Source organism: Vibrio crassostreae (assembly GCF_024347415.1).
Taxonomy (GTDB): Bacteria; Pseudomonadota; Gammaproteobacteria; order Enterobacterales; family Vibrionaceae; genus Vibrio; species Vibrio crassostreae.
Map to the genome: position 1 here is coordinate 3,188,473 of NZ_AP025476.1, position 14,659 is coordinate 3,203,131.

Annotated in this window: 10 protein-coding genes; 4 read left to right on the top strand and 6 right to left on the bottom strand. The window is 46.0% G+C overall.

Translation table 11 applies throughout. The features are described from left to right. Positions 1-15 precede the first annotated feature (15 nt). Positions 16-264, top strand: coding sequence for a DUF3624 domain-containing protein (locus OC193_RS14395; protein WP_048666354.1), 249 nt, complete (start codon positions 16-18; stop codon positions 262-264). Between the two features lie 254 nt (positions 265-518). Here OC193_RS14395 and argH read toward each other — a convergent pair whose 3' ends face one another. The 4 genes from argH to argC all read right to left on the bottom strand — a co-directional run bounded on the left by argH (position 519) and on the right by argC (position 5,871). Then, on the bottom strand, positions 519-2,393 hold the full coding sequence (argH, locus tag OC193_RS14400) for an argininosuccinate lyase (RefSeq protein WP_048659175.1): 1,875 nt from the start codon (positions 2,391-2,393) through the stop codon (positions 519-521). A gap of 347 nt (positions 2,394-2,740) precedes the next feature. Beyond that, positions 2,741-3,952, bottom strand: a complete 1,212-nt coding sequence (locus OC193_RS14405; RefSeq protein WP_017632086.1) for an argininosuccinate synthase — start codon at positions 3,950-3,952, stop codon at positions 2,741-2,743. Between the two features lie 113 nt (positions 3,953-4,065). Then, a complete protein-coding gene (gene argB, locus OC193_RS14410; protein WP_048663006.1) occupies positions 4,066-4,854 on the bottom strand; it encodes an acetylglutamate kinase in 789 nt (262 codons plus the stop codon). A gap of 12 nt (positions 4,855-4,866) precedes the next feature. Beyond that, positions 4,867-5,871, bottom strand: coding sequence for an N-acetyl-gamma-glutamyl-phosphate reductase (gene argC, locus OC193_RS14415; RefSeq protein ID WP_048663007.1), 1,005 nt, complete (start codon positions 5,869-5,871; stop codon positions 4,867-4,869). Between the two features lie 154 nt (positions 5,872-6,025). Between argC and argE the strand changes: the two genes are divergently transcribed. The 3 genes from argE (at position 6,026) to OC193_RS14430 (ending at position 10,939) form a co-directional block, all read left to right on the top strand. Continuing rightward, complete coding sequence (gene argE / locus OC193_RS14420; RefSeq protein ID WP_048663008.1) at positions 6,026-7,162, top strand: acetylornithine deacetylase; 1,137 nt, start codon at positions 6,026-6,028, stop codon at positions 7,160-7,162. Between the two features lie 251 nt (positions 7,163-7,413). After that, positions 7,414-10,050 carry a phosphoenolpyruvate carboxylase gene (gene ppc, locus OC193_RS14425; RefSeq protein WP_196299427.1) on the top strand — a complete coding sequence of 879 codons (2,637 nt, stop codon included), beginning with the start codon at positions 7,414-7,416 and terminating at the stop codon, positions 10,048-10,050. A 349-nt stretch (positions 10,051-10,399) separates the two neighbouring features. Further along, positions 10,400-10,939 (top strand): PadR family transcriptional regulator, encoded by a 540-nt coding sequence (locus tag OC193_RS14430; RefSeq protein WP_017061141.1) that lies wholly within the window; start codon positions 10,400-10,402, stop codon positions 10,937-10,939. 130 nt (positions 10,940-11,069) lie between these two features. Here OC193_RS14430 and metF read toward each other — a convergent pair whose 3' ends face one another. Beyond that, positions 11,070-11,969, bottom strand: a complete 900-nt coding sequence (gene metF, locus OC193_RS14435; protein ID WP_029405383.1) for a methylenetetrahydrofolate reductase — start codon at positions 11,967-11,969, stop codon at positions 11,070-11,072. A gap of 276 nt (positions 11,970-12,245) precedes the next feature. Beyond that, positions 12,246-14,657: a bifunctional aspartate kinase/homoserine dehydrogenase II gene (locus OC193_RS14440; RefSeq protein ID WP_048663009.1), complete on the bottom strand. Its 2,412-nt coding sequence runs from the start codon at positions 14,655-14,657 to the stop codon at positions 12,246-12,248. Between the last annotated feature and the right edge of the window lie 2 nt (positions 14,658-14,659).

The following is a 14,659-nucleotide window of genomic DNA, read 5'->3' on the forward strand; positions in this document are numbered from 1 at the left end:
CGAATCAAGCCCAAGATGACATGTCTTCATTGCAATAAAAAGGAAAAAATCTTCAATAAACTCGGTCGCTGCCAACGTTGTATGAATCAGCTCATGGTGTTGTCGATCTTGAGCTGGGGAGCATGGTGGTTGTTTTTCAGGGAAGACCCAAAGAGCATCAATGCCATTGCTTTGATGATGGCCGCTTTCGCATTCAGTGGTTTGCTATCGCTGCATTGGATAATGAAATTTGTGGTGCTGCCTTTGAGGAATAAAAAGCGTTAGCTGAGGTGTTTGTTGGATAGGCAATAATGATTAGATAATAGGTTCAATACATCAAGCGTTTATCGTAATTATCGAGCGATTATCATTTGCCAAACAGCAGATAGAAAAAAGCCCCAGAACCAATCGATTCTAGGGCTTTCTTAGAAAATTCTAAGAAAAAGCAGTGGTACTTTAATAGACCGGGCTTTTCTTAATTTGTTCCCAAAAAAGATCAGATTTTCGATCTTTTTTTTAGGGGCTATAAAATCAATGCCTTATGCAACATTCACCTTAGCGATAATCTGCTCGACCAAGTTAACTTCCAAGGCCACTTCATCGCACGCGTGTTGACGAGGACACTGGTCGCAATCTTTCAGTACCTTCTCAGGTAGCAGAGATTTCGATGTTGGTAAGAAGTCATGCTTCATAAAGAACTCAGGCGTACGAGTCAGTACAAACACCTTCTTGATGGCCATTTGGCGTGCTTTCTCAACCAAGTGTTGAACAATCGCGGTTCCCTGCCCTTGACCTTGCCAACCGGCTTCAACGCCCAGTGAACGTATTTCCGCTAAGCCAGAATCATACACATAGAGCGATGCACAACCGGTCACCTCACCATGATGCTCTGCGACCGCAAACGAGCCAATATCACGCACCAGTTCATTACGAGAACGAGGTAGGTTTTCACCCATGTTCGCCCAGTAAGCCACCATGCCTTCCAATGCTTCGATGTCAGTCAAACGAGCAGGACGAACCTTAACGATGGAAGTGTCACGCTGCGCCAAACGTTTCTCAGCTTGGTCAACCGCGTAAGCCACTTGTTGTGGTGATACACCACCTAGCGCACTACGTTTTTCAAGACACGATTCAATGGTCAGGATGTCATACACATCCTCTTCAATCACCTCAGAGAACTCTTTCATCTCTGCGATGGTTAATTCTTCCAGAGCACAGCCTTTAGCAATCGCCGCCACTACTGTTACACCCACAATATGGTGAGCTTCACGGAAAGGAATGCCTTTCGCTACTAGGTAATCAGCCAGTTCCGTAGAGTTTGCATAACCTTGCTTCGCTGCTTCCAGTGTACGTTCGCCGTTCACTTTAATGCCGTCAAAACAAAGCGCAGCCATTTCCATACAATCATTCCAAGTGTCTAAAGCGTCGAACAGACCTTCTTTATCTTCTTGCATGTCTTTGTTGTACGCCAAAGGCAGAGCTTTTACTGTCATCATCATTGCAGCTAGTGAACCGTAAACACGGCCAGTTTTGCCACGGATAAGTTCTAACGCATCCGGGTTTTTCTTTTGTGGCATCAGAGATGAACCTGAAGTCACGGTATCTGCTAACTCGATGAAGTTTGATTCACCTGAGTTGTAGAAAATCATATCTTCTGCAAGACGCGAAAGGTGAAGCATAGAGATAGAAGCGATCGACATCAGCTCCATCACATGGTCACGGTCAGAGACTGAATCTAGAGAGTTGCGCGTTGCACGACGGAAACCTAAGTTGTGAGCTAACTCTTCACGGTCCATCGGGTAAGCAGTTCCGGCAAGGGCACCAGAACCCAGCGGACATGTATCTAGACGCTTAATCGCATCATTCAAACGAGAATAATCACGCTCAAGCATTTCAACGTAAGCCAAGCACCAGTGAGCAAAAGTTACCGGCTGAGCACGTTGTAAGTGAGTGTAGCCAGGAAGCACAGTTTCTTGATGCTGAGAAGCAACGTTGACCATTTGGCTCTGTAGGCGATCCAATGCCAATAGCAGTTGGTTACCTTGCTGACGACACCACAGTTTCAGGTCGGTCGCCACTTGGTCATTACGAGAACGGCCTGTGTGAAGCTTTTTGCCCAAATCACCGACTTTGCCGATAAGTTGTTGCTCAACCCAGCTGTGAATATCTTCTGCATCAGAACGTAGAATCTGTTCAGGATCTTCCATCACCTCAAGTTTTAGCTCATTCAGCGCTAACTCAAGCTTCTGTTGCTCTTCTTCTGTTAATACGTTGACCGACAGTAGAGCTTTAGACCAGGCAATTGAGCCCACAATGTCTTGCTCAGCCAATCGGTAATCAAAACGAAGAGAATCGTTAAAATCTTTGAACCGGGTGTCTGCTGCTTGGGTAAATCTACCGCCCCATAATGCCATTGTGTATCTCCTAATTGCACAGTGCTCACTGTTTTTGCAAATGATAATTCTGATTAAGATTCAGTATTTTTCTGATGGTTTAAACTTACGGCAATTCAAAATGAAAATAAAGTATTAATTCATTATTTTCACATATTTATTCACCACAAATTGAATCCATTGATTATTTTCAGCGTGGAGCGCGAATTATATGCCATTCGATAGTAAAAACCGAAGCTGATTTATTAAGCGAATAGAAAGTAAAAAGCCCACTCACTAATCAATAGTGAATGGGCTTTGCATAATAATGTCTGTTTACTGACCTTCAACCTTTCGCTAAAGGCTAGCGCGCTAACTCATTATTAGGATTACTTTTGGCTATTCAGAGCACGAATACGGCTTGATAGCGAGTAAAGACGGATGAAGCCTTCAGCGTGGCTTTGGTCGTAAACTTCATCTTCACCAAAGGTTGCAAACTCTTCTGAGTATAGGCTGTTGTCAGAACGCTTCTGAGTCACCGTTGCATGGCCTTTGTAAAGTTTGATAACCACTTCGCCATTCACGTCTTGTGCTAGCTCTTCTGTCGCGGCAAGGATTGACTTACATAGTGGAGTGAACCAACGACCGTCGTATACAAGGTGAGAAGCTTTAACACCTAACTCTTCACGGAATTCGAATGCCGCTTTATCAAGAACCAGTTGCTCTACTGCACGCAGTGCTTCCATCATGATTGTGCCACCCGGAGTTTCATAACAACCACGAGACTTCATGCCAACAAGACGGTTTTCTACGATATCGATACGACCAACACCGTGCTTAGCGCCCTTCTCATTTAGGTAAACCAGTGCGTTGTATGGCGTCATTGTTTCACCATCAACCGCTACCACTTCGCCTTTTTCAACTTTAAGCGTCACTGTTTCAGATTCGTTTGGTGCCTGCTCTGGGTCTACAGTCCAAGCCCAGCAATCTTCGTTCGGTGCGTTCCATGTATCTTCTAGAACGCCACCTTCTGTTGAAATGTGCCATGCGTTTGCATCACGCGAGTAAATCTTAGTCAGAGAAGCAGTACAAGGAATGTTACGTTCTGCTAGGTAATCTAGACACTCTTCACGGCTCACTAGATCCCACTCACGCCATGGTGCAATTACGTGTAGGTCTGGTGCTAGTGCTGCGAATGCACCTTCAAAACGAACTTGGTCATTACCTTTACCAGTACAACCGTGACACAGTGCGTCTGCTCCTACTTTACGAGCAACTTCAACCTGCGCTTTCGCAATGATTGGACGAGCCATAGAAGTACCTAGTAGGTATTTGCCTTCGTAGTAAGCGCCCGTTTTTAGCGTTGGGTAGATGTAATCTGCCACCATCTCTTCTTTAAGGTCAGCGATGTAACACTCAGAAGCACCCGAAGCTTTCGCTTTCTCTTCGATACCAATCAACTCTTCGTCGCCTTGACCAACATCCGCAACAAACGCAACCACTTCACAGTCATAGTTCTCTTTCAACCATGGAATGATTACTGATGTGTCTAGACCGCCAGAGTAGGCTACTACAACTTTCTTTACGTTAACTTTGCTCATTTTCTTTCTCCTAGTTTCCATACTGCACATGGCGGTCAGCGTTGGAAATGACTTCATAATTATATGTTTATTTAATTTGTCTAAATTCTTTAAGTAGTGACTCGTTGTGAGACCTACTGAGGTAAAAACTGTGTTCCTATGCTTTTACCTGAAAACAGTTGTGTTAGCTTTTCTGGGTATCGCCAAGTAGCAACTTCGATTGGTCGTCCAAGGTCGTTAGCGGCTTCTAGTGCGGCTTGAACCTTAACGATCATGCCGTCGGTAATCACTTTGCCTGTAATAAGGTCATCAGCTTGCTGTTGATTAAGGCTTGGAATGAGGTGGCCTTTGCCATCCAGCACACCACTTACATCAGAAAGCAGTACCAGTTCAGCATCAAGCGCGCCAGCAACGGCAACCGCAGCTTGGTCGGCATTGACGTTCATCAGTTGGCCTTGCTCAGTCAGACCAATTGAGCTAATGATTGGCAGTGCGCCCGCATTAAGAATCGCTTGCAGGACGGTTGAGTCGCCCGGCTCCGCTTTTCCTACCGCGCCCAGTTCAGGGTTCAGTTCGCTCACTTTGCATAAACCACCGTCAGCTAGGCTCAAACCAACGGCATTGATACCGTCTTTAATCGCCTGACCTTGAAGTAATTTATTCGCCGTACCCGCTAGTGCACCAGCGATCACAGGGATCTGGTCATAAGGAGTAACACGTAGCCCTTCTTTCTTAACAGTTTCGAGGTTCAACTTACTCATTAGGTCGTCAACAAGGTAACCACCGCCGTGAACAATCACGATAGGTCGCTGTGCCTGCTGTTGGTAAGCTGAAATAGCACCAAATAACTTGCTGAGTGTTTCACCACAAGATAGCGCGGCGCCACCTAACTTCATGATTAATGGTTGATTATTAAGGCTCATATCTAGATTTCCTTACACTAACGCAGTTAATGGCGCAAAACCATAACGTAAATTTAAACACTGCACCGCTTGGCTAGATGCACCCTTTAATAAGTTATCAATCGCTGAAACAACGATGATGTGTTGACCTTGAACCTTCCAACCTAAATCACAGAAAGGCGTCTGTTCTACATCTTGAATTCTTGGCAGTGTCTCTTCGAGTAGTCTCACCGCAGGTTTACCTTGGTAAGCTTGCTCAAAGGCATCTTGTATCTGTTGTTCTGTCACGCCTTCAGCCAATTTCATGGTGATGGTCGCTAAAATACCGCGCTTAAAGTTGCCGAGATGCGGAGTAAAAATCACATCACATCCTAAGTGTGCAGCCATTTCAGGTTGATGACGGTGATTGAACACGCCATAAGCTTGCAGACTCACTTCGCAAAAGCTGTTAACCATAGTCGCCTTACGACCCGCTCCAGTAACACCGCTGGTCGCGTTAATCACAGGCCATTGGTTCTCATCCAGTAACTTCGCTTCAACCAAAGGCTTAATCGCCAATTGTGATGCGGTTGGATAACAACCCGCGACTGCAACAAGTTGAGCTTCTTTAATCGCTTGCTCATTCCATTCCGCTAAACCGTAAGCGGCTTTATCTAGCCATTGTTCGTGTTGGTGTTCAAAACCGTAGAACTCTTGGTAGAAGTTCTCGCCTTTAACTCTGAATGCACCCGATAGGTCGAAGACTTGGCAATCGTTTTCTAGAAAAATTGGCGCTAGGTCGTGACTTACTTCGTGTGCGGTAGCTAAGAAAATCACATCAGACTGCTTTGCTACTTCTTCTGGATTCGTTAATGGCTGTACTGGCATATCAATCAAGCCAGCTAACTTACCGTGCAGTGCCGCAATAGGTTTACCTGCGTCTACACTATTGGCTGAGACATATAAACCTGATAGCGTGAGCTCAGGGTGTCTGTTTATCATTAGAGCCAGTTCTGCTCCTGTGTAGCCGCTTGCGCCAATGATCGTGGTTTTCAACATCTCAACACATCCATTCCTGAGGTAAGTTACATTTCAAAATTTGACTATTCATACTTAATTTTTGACTTTATTTGATTTCTTATGCATTAAATATGATTTAATATGTGTTTTACCGACTTATAGTTTTCCTGTCAATAGTAGAAGTGAAGATATTATGCAATTACCGAGTTTTCTTGAGGTCTACAAAGGCCTAATTTCCACCGACTCTATTAGTTCTACCGATCCAAGCTGGGATCATGGCAACGAAAAAGTGATCGAAAAAATGGCTCAATGGTTTAAAGACTTAGGCTTTAGCGTTGAGGTCGTGGAGGTCGAGCCCGGCAAGCATAATATGGTCGCAAAGATGGGCTCAGGCGAAGGTGGCTTGCTACTCGCAGGACACAGCGACACAGTGCCATTCGATGAAGGACGTTGGAACTTCGACCCTCACGTACTAACAGAACACAACAATCGCTTCTATGGATTAGGCACAGCCGATATGAAAGGCTTTTTCGCTTTCGTTTATGAAGCGGCAAAGAAGATGGATTGGAGCAAACAGGCGAAGCCACTTTACGTATTGGCAACCTGTGATGAAGAAACCACCATGCTAGGTGCACGTCACTTCACGGAGAATGCACCATTTAAACCGGATTACTGCATCATTGGTGAGCCAACCAGCCTTGTGCCTATACGTGGTCATAAAGGTCATGTCGCCAATGCCGTGCGAGTAACCGGTAAATCAGGTCACTCTTCGGATCCTGCATTAGGTGTCAACGCCATCGAAATCATGCATGAAGTGCTGTTTGCTTTGATGCAGCTGCGTGACAAGTTAGTCAAAGAGTATCACCACCCGGGTTTCGCTATTCCAAGTCCGACTCTAAACCTTGGCCATATTCACGGCGGTGATAGCGCTAACCGAATCTGTGGCTGTTGTGAACTACATTACGACGTTCGTCCTTTACCAGGCATCAGCTTAGATGGGTTGGATAACATGCTGCGCAGCGCACTCAAGGAAGTAGAAGCAAAATGGCCGGGCAGAATTGAGATTACTCCGCTGCATGAGCCGATTCCGGGTTACGAGTGCCAACACGATCATCCATTTATTGGTGGTATGGAATCGGTGTGCGAGATTGAATCGCAAACCGTGAACTACTGTACAGAGGCACCTTTCCTTCAAGAGCTGTGTCCAACCTTAGTACTAGGTCCGGGGTCAATCGACCAGGCTCACCAACCGGATGAGTTCTTAAGCTTCGATTTTATTGACCCAACAATTGATGTTCTGAGTAAATCGATCCGTAAATATTGTTTCTAGTTATTGCTACCCGTTCGATATTTTTATACAAAAGCTACCCCAAAAGGTGGCTTTTATTCTGTTATCTCTGACATAGCCTGTTCTTGTAATTAAATTTCACTTTATTCCACAGTATTGAAAAATTTACTTCTCCCGCATTTCTAAACCTAATAATTGCAAACTTAGAATGCTTTATTTGACTAGATACAGCAGTTTTCGCTAGATTGTGTACTTAACAAGGAACAATGGATGTAATTTTTTTACGAGGCAGGATGACAATGAACGAGAAATACGCCGCTCTCAAGAGTAACGTAAGCATGCTGGGACGCTTGCTAGGTAACACAATCCAAGATGCACATGGTGACGTTATCTTAGAGAAAGTGGAAACTATCCGTAAACTTTCCAAATCCGCCCGCGCAGGCAACAAAGCTGACCGTGACAGCCTAGTTGAAGAAATCAAAAACCTGCCGAACGAACAACTCACTCCTGTTGCTCGTGCATTTAACCAATTTCTCAACCTCACCAACATGGCAGAACAGTACCACACCATCTCTCGCCACTGTGAGGAGCATGTTTGCGAACCAGACGTGCTGCAATCTCTATTTTCCAAATTAAACCAAAACGACATCAGCAAGCTAGATGCGGCTCAAGCTGTTCGCGACCTGAACATTGAACTCGTTTTGACTGCACACCCAACAGAAATCACTCGTCGCACCATGATCAACAAGCTGGTTAAGATCAACGAGTGTCTGTCTAAATTAGAATTAAGCGACCTATCACACAAAGAGCGCGTGAAAACCGAACGTCGCCTAGAGCAACTTATCGCTCAAGGTTGGCACTCAGATGTGATTCGTCAACAACGCCCAACGCCACTTGATGAAGCTAAGTGGGGCTTTGCGGTTGTAGAAAACTCTCTATGGGAAGCAGTACCAGATTTTCTACGCGACATGGATGGCCGACTAAAAGGCTACCTTGGTGAAGGCCTGCCGATCGATGCACGCCCAGTACACTTCTCATCTTGGATGGGCGGTGACCGCGATGGTAACCCATTCGTAACGCACACCATCACTAAAGAAGTGCTGCGCCTATCTCGCTGGAAAGCTGCAGACCTTTACCTAGGCGACGTTAATGAGCTGATTACCGAGCTGTCGATGACTAAGTGTAATGATGCGGTTCGTGAACTAGCAGGTGATGAGCACGAAGCTTACCGTGCAATCCTTAAGAGCCTACGCACTCTGCTGAGCAACACGCTAGAAGTGCTTGACGCAAAACTGCATGATGCTGAAGTACCGAAGAAAGAAACACTGCAGAACATCGACCAACTTTGGACACCACTTTACGCGTGTTACCAATCGCTGCACGAATGTGGCATGGGCGTAATCGCAGATGGTTCTCTACTTGATACCCTACGTCGCCTAAAAGCATTCGGTGTGCACCTAGTGCGTCTCGATGTTCGTCAAGAAAGCACCCGTCACTCAGATGTACTATCTGAACTGACTCGCTACCTAGGCATTGGCGATTACGACCAATGGAGCGAGCAAGACAAAATTGCTTTCTTAACCAATGAATTAAGCTCTAAGCGCCCACTACTTCCTCGTGATTGGGAGCCATCAGAACAGGTTAAAGAAGTTTTAGACACCTGTAAGGTCATTGCTGCTCAACCTCGTGAAGCCTTCGGTGCTTACGTAATTTCTATGGCGCGTACTGCATCAGATGTGCTGGCTGTTCACTTGCTACTGCAAGAATGTGGCTGCCCGTACCGCATGGATGTGTGCCCACTGTTCGAAACACTAGACGACTTGAACAACTCAGAAGCAGTTATGAAACAGCTAATGAGCATCGACTTGTACCGTGGATTTATCCAAAACCACCAAATGGTGATGATCGGATACTCTGACTCAGCGAAAGATGCGGGCGTAATGTCTGCAGGTTGGGCCCAGTATGACGCGATGGACAAGCTGGTTAAAGTTTGTGATGAAGAAGGCATTGAACTGACTCTATTCCACGGTCGTGGCGGTACGGTTGGTCGTGGTGGTGCGCCAGCGCACGCTGCTCTTCTTTCTCAGCCACCTAAGAGCTTGAAAGGCGGTTTACGTGTAACTGAGCAAGGCGAAATGATCCGCTTTAAGCTTGGTTTACCAGACGTTGCTGTAAACAGCTTTAACCTTTACGCAAGTGCGATTCTAGAAGCGAACCTTCTGCCGCCACCAGAGCCAAAACAAGAGTGGCGCGACCTAATGGAAGTGCTGTCTCAAGTCTCTTGTGAGGCTTACCGTAACGTGGTTCGTGGTGAAGAGAAATTCGTACCTTACTTCCGTCAAGCGACGCCTGAACTGGAGCTAGGTAAACTGCCTCTTGGTTCTCGCCCTGCAAAACGTAACCCGAATGGCGGCGTAGAAAGCCTACGTGCAATTCCATGGATCTTCTCTTGGAGCCAAAACCGTTTGGTACTTCCTGCATGGCTAGGTGCTGGTGAAGCCATTCAATACTCTGTAGACCAAGGCCATCAAGCGCTACTGGAAGAGATGTGTCGTGAATGGCCATTCTTCTCAACTCGTCTGGGTATGTTGGAAATGGTGTACTCGAAGTGCAACATGGAAATTGCGAAGTACTACGATCAACGTCTTGTTGACGAAGAGCTATTGCCTCTGGGTGAGTTACTGCGTGAACAGCTACAAAAAGACATCAAAGCGGTACTGAATGTAGAAAATAACGAGAACTTGATGCAGAGCGACCCTTGGGGGCTTGAGTCAATTCGCTTACGTAACATCTACGTTGAGCCACTAAACATGCTTCAAGCAGAACTGCTTTATCGTACTCGTAAGTGTGAAACACCACCAGCAGAGCTAGAAGAAGCGCTAATGGTGACGATTGCAGGCATTGCAGCAGGTATGCGAAACACTGGTTAATTAGTGATTCCCACTATAAAAAGAACAAAAGGTCGCCACGCGCGACCTTTTTATTTTGCAAAATAACCACTAGTGAGTATTTTGTCAGTTTTTTGGGTTATTTTGTCCATGTATTCTACTTTATGCTTATTATTTAGATATACTACTGCTCCGCTGCGGAAACACTCCAAAAAAATAATCTGCAGCAATTTGACCAATAAACTGGTCAACCTAGGTGATAAACGGCTTTGTAAGGTGACATAACCAACCGATGAGTTGGTGCTACTTAGACATAACCAATATAACGTGCCATTAGAAGCACACTTGTTGTTTAAGTATTTGTTTACTGTTTACCATTTGGATTTCAGACATGTCATTACCACACGTAATTCTAACCGTTTTAAGTACACGCGATGCTACTGGTTACGATATCACAAAAGAATTCTCCGCAAGCATTGGTTACTTCTGGAAAGCTAGCCACCAACAAGTTTACCGCGAGCTAAATAAAATGGCTCAGAACGACCAGGTAACTTGCGTGCTTGAGCCTCAAGAAGGCAAACCTGATCGTAAAGTTTACTCTATCACTGATGCTGGCCGTGGCGCGCTAGGTGAATGGTTTGAACAACCAACTGCACACCCAACCGTTCGTGACGAGTTCTCAGCTAAGCTAATGGCTTGTGCTGTACAACCTTCTGACGCTTACCGTGTACAACTTGCTGAGCTAGTAGAAGAGTCTCGCAAACTGGTTTCTCACTACCGTGAAATCGAAGCGGCTTACTACGCAACGCCATCAACTCTAGACAAGCAAGCACGCCTTGAGCGTCTTACTCTTCGTCGTAACCTACTTATCCGTGAAGCATGGATTGTATGGGCTGAAGAAGTACTGCTTGAACTTGGCGCTCTTGCTTAAGTTAAGCTAGAAGCTAGAATAGCAAAAGGCTTGAACTCTTAGAGTCCAAGCCTTTTTTGTATCTATAGGATTTGAAATTTTACAGCCAGAGGCTTTTACAAGCACTTAGGCTTTACTTCTTAGACTTTGCTTAAAGCGCAGCGACTTGTGGACGAACACCTAATGTGTGGCAAAGTGCGTAAGTCATTTCTGCACGGTTTAGCGTGTAGAAGTGGAAGTCTTTCACACCTTCACGGCTCAGTGTACGAACCATATCAATTGCTTGGCTAGCACCAACAAGCTGACGAGTCGTTGGATCATCATCCAAACCTTCAAACTGCTTCGCCATCCAACCCGGTACTTTTACGTTGTTCATCGCAGCAAAGCGAGACGCTTGCTTGAAGTTAGAAACCGGTAGGATGCCCGGAACAATTTCAACATCTACACCAGCCGCCACACAACGGTCTCGGAAACGTAGGTAGCTTTCAACATCGAAGAAGAACTGAGTGATAGCACGGTTAGCACCCGCATCGACTTTACGCTTAAGGTTAATAAGATCCGATTGAGCGCTTTTTGCTTCAGGGTGAACCTCAGGGAATGCCGCTACTGAGATATCAAAATCGTGGCGAGATTTAAGTAGCTCGACTAGGTCAGATGCGTACATATCTGGCGCGCCGCCGCCTGCTGGAATATCACCACGCAACGCAACAATACTCTCGATACCATTCGCCCAGTAATCGTCGGCAATTTGAATCAGCTCTTCGCGACTCGCATCAATACACGTTAGGTGCGGTGCTGCAACTAAGCCTGTTTGGTTCTTAATCTCTTTAATGATTGAGTGGGTACGGTCACGTTCGCCCGAGTTTGCACCGTAAGTTACCGATACAAACTTTGGTTGAAGTGTTTTAAGACGGTGAACAGAATTCCACAGGGTCTCTTCCATCTTCTCATTGCTTGGTGGAAAAAACTCAAATGACACATTGATGTTGTCAGAAAGCTCAGCGATATTCTGATTTAAAGCGTCGATATGACTAGCGTGTGTGTATCCCATCTTACTCTCCCTGTGGCAAAAGCAACCACTAAAAACTCAAATCCTTAAACGACGTTTAGACGTCTATATGTCTGTAGAATGTATTGAATACGATTTAATGTCAACAGATCCATTATGAATTTTTTTCAAGTAGATCGTGAGTAAAACTCAAGTCGTTAGATGGGTCGCAAAGCAGAAATAAGGAAGAAAAAAGGCTGAGAAACACATCGTGCTTTCAGCCTGATTTATCTTAGTGAATAGTATGCTATTTAGACACTAAACCAACCGATCTGAAAATCAAAACAGGCTAGACATTCTGTTTAGGTCAGATTGAATTGCACCAGCTGTGACTTCACGTCCTGCACCCGGGCCACGGATAACCAATGGATTATCTTTGTACCATTTGCTCTCAATCGCAAAGATATTATCGCAAGGCAACAAGTTCGCCAGAGCATGTTCTTTGGACAGAGCTTCAACGCCTACGGTTGCCTTACCATTCTTTTCCAAACGCGCTACGTAACGTAGAACCTTCTGCTGAGAATGTGCTTTCTCTAAACGCTCAGCCAACTCTTCGCTCAGTACAGAAGCTTTATCGAAGAAGTCATCCACTGATAGCTCTTGCAGCTCTGTTGGTACAAGAGATTCCACCTTGACGTTTTCAGGTTCGATATCTAAACCCGATTCACGCGCTAGAATCACCAGCTTACGCATCACGTCTGAACCATCTAGGTCAGCACGCGGGTCTGGTTCAGTCAGGCCTTGTTGCCATGCTAAGTCGACCAACTCGCTGAATGGCACTGTGCCATCAAACTGTTGGAACAACCAAGACAGCGTGCCTGAAAAGATACCTGACAGCGCAATAATGTCATCGCCACTTTCACGCAAGTCTCTGACTGTGTGGTTAATCGGCAGGCCTGCACCAACGGTCGCGTTGTACAACCAGTGACGGCTGATCTTAGCGAAAGCATCCTGTACTTGATGGTAATACTCGCTCGATGCAGAACCAGCCACCTTGTTAGCCGAGATCAGGTGAATACCTTGTTGTGCGACTTGCAGATATTTTGCTGCAAGCACTGGGCTTGCCGTAACATCTAACACAACCGCTTCATCGTAGCCCTGAATAGAACCTAAACGCTCTAACCAGTCGTTACCATTATTGGCAATGGCTTCATCGTCAAAACACTTACTCACTGAGGTCGCATCAATGCCTTGATCGTCGAACCAATAGGTTTGGCTATCAACCACGGCAACCAATTCAAAGTTCATTCCACGACGTTTTTCAAGTTCCGCTTTTTGCTCAGCAAACAGGCTTAACCAACTTGAACCAATGTTGCCCTTACCACACAAAGCAATCGCAACACGCTTCTGCGCTTGGAACAGTTGAGAGTGAATGCCTTTCACTAGGCTTGATGTTTCACTCTTACGAATTACTGCCACCAAGCTTAAGCCTGAGTTCGCTTCTGAGATGAACTCAACCGGCGAGCTCTTAAGCTGTTGGTAGAAACCGTAGCAATGGTTCGGATTCTTAGTCACGCCAGCACCCACGGCAGCAATCAAAGAGAAACCTTCTTTAAGCTTAATCTCAGCTTCAATCGCGTGATCTTGCAGATATTCTAAAGCGCCACCAGCGATCTCTTCTGTGTAAGCAAGGCGCAAACAGTGCTGGTCCGGTTCAAGCTCGTAAGCAAGCGGCTCAAGTTGAGCGCGCTTAAGCCCTTCAAGCACTTCACTCTCTAGACGGTCAAAATCATGGCCATGACCAAACGTCAACTGCACGATAAGCACTTCATCCAAAGAGGTAATGATTTTTGCGCCGCGACCCGATGCCAGTACACGCTCTATCTGTGTAGAGCCCGCCTCTGGCTGATAGCTGCAGCGTAAGCTTAAGTCCATAGCACTTTGAGCCACAGGCTGTAGCGTTCGGCTATGAAGCACTGGAGCCGCTAGACGAGCGAGTTCACTCGCCTCATCAAGGCGAAGCAGAGGCAATAAACACGCATCCGAAACCAAGCGAGGGTCTGCGCTGTATACACCAGCGACGTCACTCCAAATCGTTACGCGTTCAACCTCAGCCAAAGCACCAATCACAGTTGCAGAGTAATCCGAACCGTTACGGCCGAGTAGAACCGTTTCACCCTCAGTGTTTTGAGCCATAAAGCCAGTAATCACGACGCGGCAATGTGCATGCTGCGCTAAGGCTTCTTTAATTAGAGGGTAAGAACGTGCGCGGTCAACTTCAGGTTGAGCACCCACTTCTGCACGCAAAAAGGCACGTGCATCTTGAGCAACCGCTTGTAAATCATGTTGGCACAACAAAGCGGCTAATAGACGTGAAGACCAAACCTCACCATGTCCTAGCACTTGTGCTTTTTGCGCTTCGCTTAGAGGAGCTGTTAGCTCACCCAAAGCGGTAAATTCTTGTTGAATGGTAGCCGTTAGCTGAGCCGCAGACTCACCTTCAAGCAGCGCTTCAATCAGCTCAAGTTGGAACTGACGAAGTGCTTGCAAACATTCATGGGCAATACGACCATCTTTGTCGAGCGCTTCAACAAACTCAATCAAGCGGTTCGTTGTTTTACCCGCTGCCGATACCACGACCAAGTCAGTGGCAGATGAGTATTCTCTAAGAATGTTGACCACGCGTTGGTAACACTCAGGATTCGCTAAGCTGCTACCACCAAATTTATGTAGCTGGCGAAAGGTTGCCATTA

Coding starts and splice junctions, on each gene's coding strand:
- OC193_RS14395 (WP_048666354.1), top strand. CDS start 16: ATGACATGTCTTCATTGCAATAAAAAGGAAAAAATCTTCAATAAACTC.
- argH (WP_048659175.1), bottom strand. CDS start 2,393: ATGGCATTATGGGGCGGTAGATTTACCCAAGCAGCAGACACCCGGTTC.
- OC193_RS14405 (WP_017632086.1), bottom strand. CDS start 3,952: ATGAGCAAAGTTAACGTAAAGAAAGTTGTAGTAGCCTACTCTGGCGGT.
- argB (WP_048663006.1), bottom strand. CDS start 4,854: ATGAGCCTTAATAATCAACCATTAATCATGAAGTTAGGTGGCGCCGCG.
- argC (WP_048663007.1), bottom strand. CDS start 5,871: ATGTTGAAAACCACGATCATTGGCGCAAGCGGCTACACAGGAGCAGAA.
- argE (WP_048663008.1), top strand. CDS start 6,026: ATGCAATTACCGAGTTTTCTTGAGGTCTACAAAGGCCTAATTTCCACC.
- ppc (WP_196299427.1), top strand. CDS start 7,414: ATGACAATGAACGAGAAATACGCCGCTCTCAAGAGTAACGTAAGCATG.
- OC193_RS14430 (WP_017061141.1), top strand. CDS start 10,400: ATGTCATTACCACACGTAATTCTAACCGTTTTAAGTACACGCGATGCT.
- metF (WP_029405383.1), bottom strand. CDS start 11,969: ATGGGATACACACACGCTAGTCATATCGACGCTTTAAATCAGAATATC.
- OC193_RS14440 (WP_048663009.1), bottom strand. CDS start 14,657: ATGGCAACCTTTCGCCAGCTACATAAATTTGGTGGTAGCAGCTTAGCG.